The 2950-nt window shown below is 59.1% G+C and carries 5 protein-coding genes; 2 read left to right on the top strand and 3 right to left on the bottom strand.

The window, feature by feature from the left end; translation table 11 throughout:
- Positions 1-219: metal-dependent hydrolase (locus AAAB16_RS12780; RefSeq protein ID WP_340663661.1), on the bottom strand; the 219-nt coding region annotated here is incomplete at its 3' end.
- Positions 220-562: 343 nt separating this feature from the next.
- On the opposite strand from AAAB16_RS12780, the gene AAAB16_RS12775 reads away from it, so the two are divergent.
- On the top strand, positions 563-1582 hold the full coding sequence (locus AAAB16_RS12775; RefSeq protein ID WP_340663660.1) for an AraC family transcriptional regulator: 1020 nt from the start codon (positions 563-565) through the stop codon (positions 1580-1582).
- Positions 1583-1617: 35 nt separating this feature from the next.
- Here the strand turns inward: AAAB16_RS12775 and AAAB16_RS12770 are convergent, their stop codons facing one another.
- Positions 1618-2019: a type II toxin-antitoxin system MqsA family antitoxin gene (locus AAAB16_RS12770; protein WP_340663659.1), complete on the bottom strand. Its 402-nt coding sequence runs from the start codon at positions 2017-2019 to the stop codon at positions 1618-1620.
- Between the two features lie 2 nt (positions 2020-2021).
- On the bottom strand, positions 2022-2318 hold the full coding sequence (locus tag AAAB16_RS12765; protein ID WP_340663658.1) for a type II toxin-antitoxin system MqsR family toxin: 297 nt from the start codon (positions 2316-2318) through the stop codon (positions 2022-2024).
- Between the two features lie 232 nt (positions 2319-2550).
- Here AAAB16_RS12765 and AAAB16_RS12760 point away from each other — a divergent pair.
- Positions 2551-2950 (top strand): MBL fold metallo-hydrolase (locus AAAB16_RS12760; RefSeq protein ID WP_340663662.1); only part of this gene is annotated, 400 nt, incomplete at its 3' end.

Here is a 2950-nt window from a genome sequence, read left to right as displayed (position 1 = left end):
GATCTGCTCCTTTAACGCCGGGTCGCTGATTTGCTCACGAAAGTTGCGCACCGAATCAATAAAGAAGCGCTCGCCGTCGGGGAATAACACCGACATGGCATCGAACAGATGGGTCTTGAACGCATCGCCACTGTGCCAATGCCGAGGCAAGGGATTAGGCAAAGCAAAATCCAGATGGCGTGGGCGAATCTGCAGTCCTTCGGGTGTGGTGCTGACCATGCTGACTCCCTGAGTCGTTGCTTAACCATGGTTGCCACTATGGGCGGCGTGAGCAAGGGCGCACAGGTTGAGAGCTGCCAATGTTAGGGTTATATCCGGCCAGAGCGTGGAGGTGCGCTCGGGCTGGCTTTGATCTCATAGGGTGTGCTGTGCGCACCTTTGCGTTCATGCGGCGATCGCCTGGTGCGCACGGCACGCCCTACGGCGGTGGGCCATTTTTTTGCTTTCTGCCCGCCATTTCCAAACCTTTAGGAGTGGTGCGCGGGCTTTGAACGCCAGAGTATCCATGCCTCGTGCCGTCATTTATGGCCACCCATAACAACAACGATGAAGTCTAGCCACGATGAAGCAGTCCATGAATTTCGCCGCCGAGTTGGTGCCCATTGCCTATGCCAGCGCCCTGATCGACCTGGCCGCCGAGCTCGGTATACCCCGCGATGAATTGCTCCAGGCCGCGCGGGTAAAACCGCAGATACTGCAAACCCCCAATGGCCGGCTGTCGTTTATCGACTTCAACCTACTTGCCAGTGCTGCCCTGACCCTGTGCAAAGAACCGGCCCTGGGCCTGCTCCTTGGCCAACGCCTGAATGTGTCGACCCACGGTATTCTTGGCTACGCCGTGCTCTCCAGCGCCACCCTCGACAAAGCCATTCAATTCGCCCTCAAGTACTACCGCGTGTTGGGGCTGGCCTATGAATTGGAGCGCATCGAAGGCAGTGAACGCTCAGAATTGCGCGCCAGCGAAGCCATGCCCTTGGGCGCCCTGACTCGCTTTGCCGCCGAAGGCCTGATGTGCAGCCTGCACAGCATCGCGCAGTTCTTGCTGGGGGAAAAAATGCACGGTATTGAAGTCGGCTTTGCCTACCCGGCGCCGCTCTACGCCGAGCGCTACCACCACGTCTTTGGCGCCAACGTGCAATTCGACCAGCCCTACCACCGCATCAGCATTCCCCAGCACTACCTGCAACGCCCCATGGCCCTGGCCAACCCGGCCACCGTGCAGATGTGCGAACAACAATGCGAAGCCCTGCTCGCCAGCCTCGACGTGCAAGACGCCTTACTTACCCGCGTGCGCCGCCTGCTGCTGGCGCGCCCCGGCGACTTCCCTGACCTCAACAGCGCCGCCAACGCCCTGCACACCAGCGGCCGCAGCCTGCGCCGGCACCTTTCCGCCATGGGCACCACCTACCAGCAAGTGCTCGACGACGTGCGCAAACGCCTGGCCCTGCAATACCTGACCACCACGCATTTGCCGTTGTATGAGATTGCCTATCTATTGGGGTTTAGCGACGCCTCGAACTTTCGCCGGGCGTTTAAGAAATGGACGGGGAAGTTGCCGAGTGATTATCGGCAGGAGGGCTAGGTTGGCGCCGTCCACTGTCCATGGACCGTGGACGCCTAGGCCGTTCTGACTTCGCTCAGCAGTTCAGGATGACGCTCCAGCAGCTTGAGCAGTTTTATCAGGGCCAGCGGCGGCTTGGTTTTGCCGGTTTCGTAGCGGGAAAAGGCATTGACGCCACCGCCGAAGATCTCGGCCGCTTCGCGTTGGTCCAGCGCCAGTTTCTTGCGCACGTTAGCGATAAAGTCGGGGTCGACGAGGTCGGCGTTGACTTGCCGGGAGAACGCACGCATCGCTTTCATCACGCGGTCCGTCTCTGCCACCCCGAGGATTGACTCGTCGCAGGCCGGGCAGAAATCGCCTGTCACTGCCGGGATAACAGTGGTTTCGCCTTTGTAGGTGTAGCACTCGTCGCGGGTGTCATGGACCAGTTCGGCAGCACCGCATACAGGGCATTTCATCGTCATAACTCCTTGAAGGATACGATCAGCACGTCATCAGCGACGGTCAGTTTCAGATAAACCGCGCCCATGCAGGTCATTGGGCGATAAACGTCTTGCCAAATTTTGTGGTCGGCATGGGTGGTCATGCTTTTACAGAACTCAGCCGGCTTTAAGGCCATGACTACAGCAAGCATGTCTTCCAGCTCAAAACCCAATTCACTCGCGCCAATACGGGCAACTCGTGTCGTACGAACCCTGCCTGCTGCCACCAAAGTTTTAACGTGGCATAGCTTGCAATGCGGCGTGCCCTTTTCCATGGAAATTAACCTAGTTGGTTTAATTTGGCAAGTTGGTTAATTGCGTCCCTGCCGCCTTTTCATACTGCTTTGAGGCGGAACGAGTTGACCCAAGAAGGTCCGTTGAAGGGAAGCTTCACAGGGCCTATTGGCGCGCGGGAAAGTTCGCTGCCGGTTTGTCGGTGGCGCTTGAAAGACAGGCGGTGGCAGGGGCATGCTTTCGTCCCCCGATGTAGCCCGCCAGGATCCACCGATGCCCGCCACCACCCTAATCCGCGAAACCTTCCCCGTCGGCCCGTTGCAGTGCAACTGCACCATCATTGGCGACCCGATCACCAAGAAGGCCATCGTCGTCGACCCCGGTGGCAATCCGGATCTGATCATGGCGCGCCTGGAGGCCCATGGTTTGCAGGTGGTCAGCATCATCCACACCCATGCGCATCTGGATCATTTCCTCGCGTCCGGGCAAATGAAGGAGAAGACCGGCGCCACATTGCACTTGCATGAGGAGGACGGTTTTCTTTGGGACAACTTGGAGATGCAGTGCCAGATGTTTGGTGTGCCGTACACGCCCGTGCCGGCGCCGGATCAGTGGCTGCGTGATGATGAGGAGCTGGCCTGTGGCTGCGGGGTGGCGCTGCATACGCCTGGGC

Origin of the sequence: Pseudomonas sp. (genome assembly GCF_037994325.1) — a bacterium.
GTDB lineage: Bacteria > Pseudomonadota > Gammaproteobacteria > Pseudomonadales > Pseudomonadaceae > Aquipseudomonas.
Note: the sequence above shows the minus strand (reverse complement) of the source record. Positions and strands in the feature narration are given on the sequence as shown.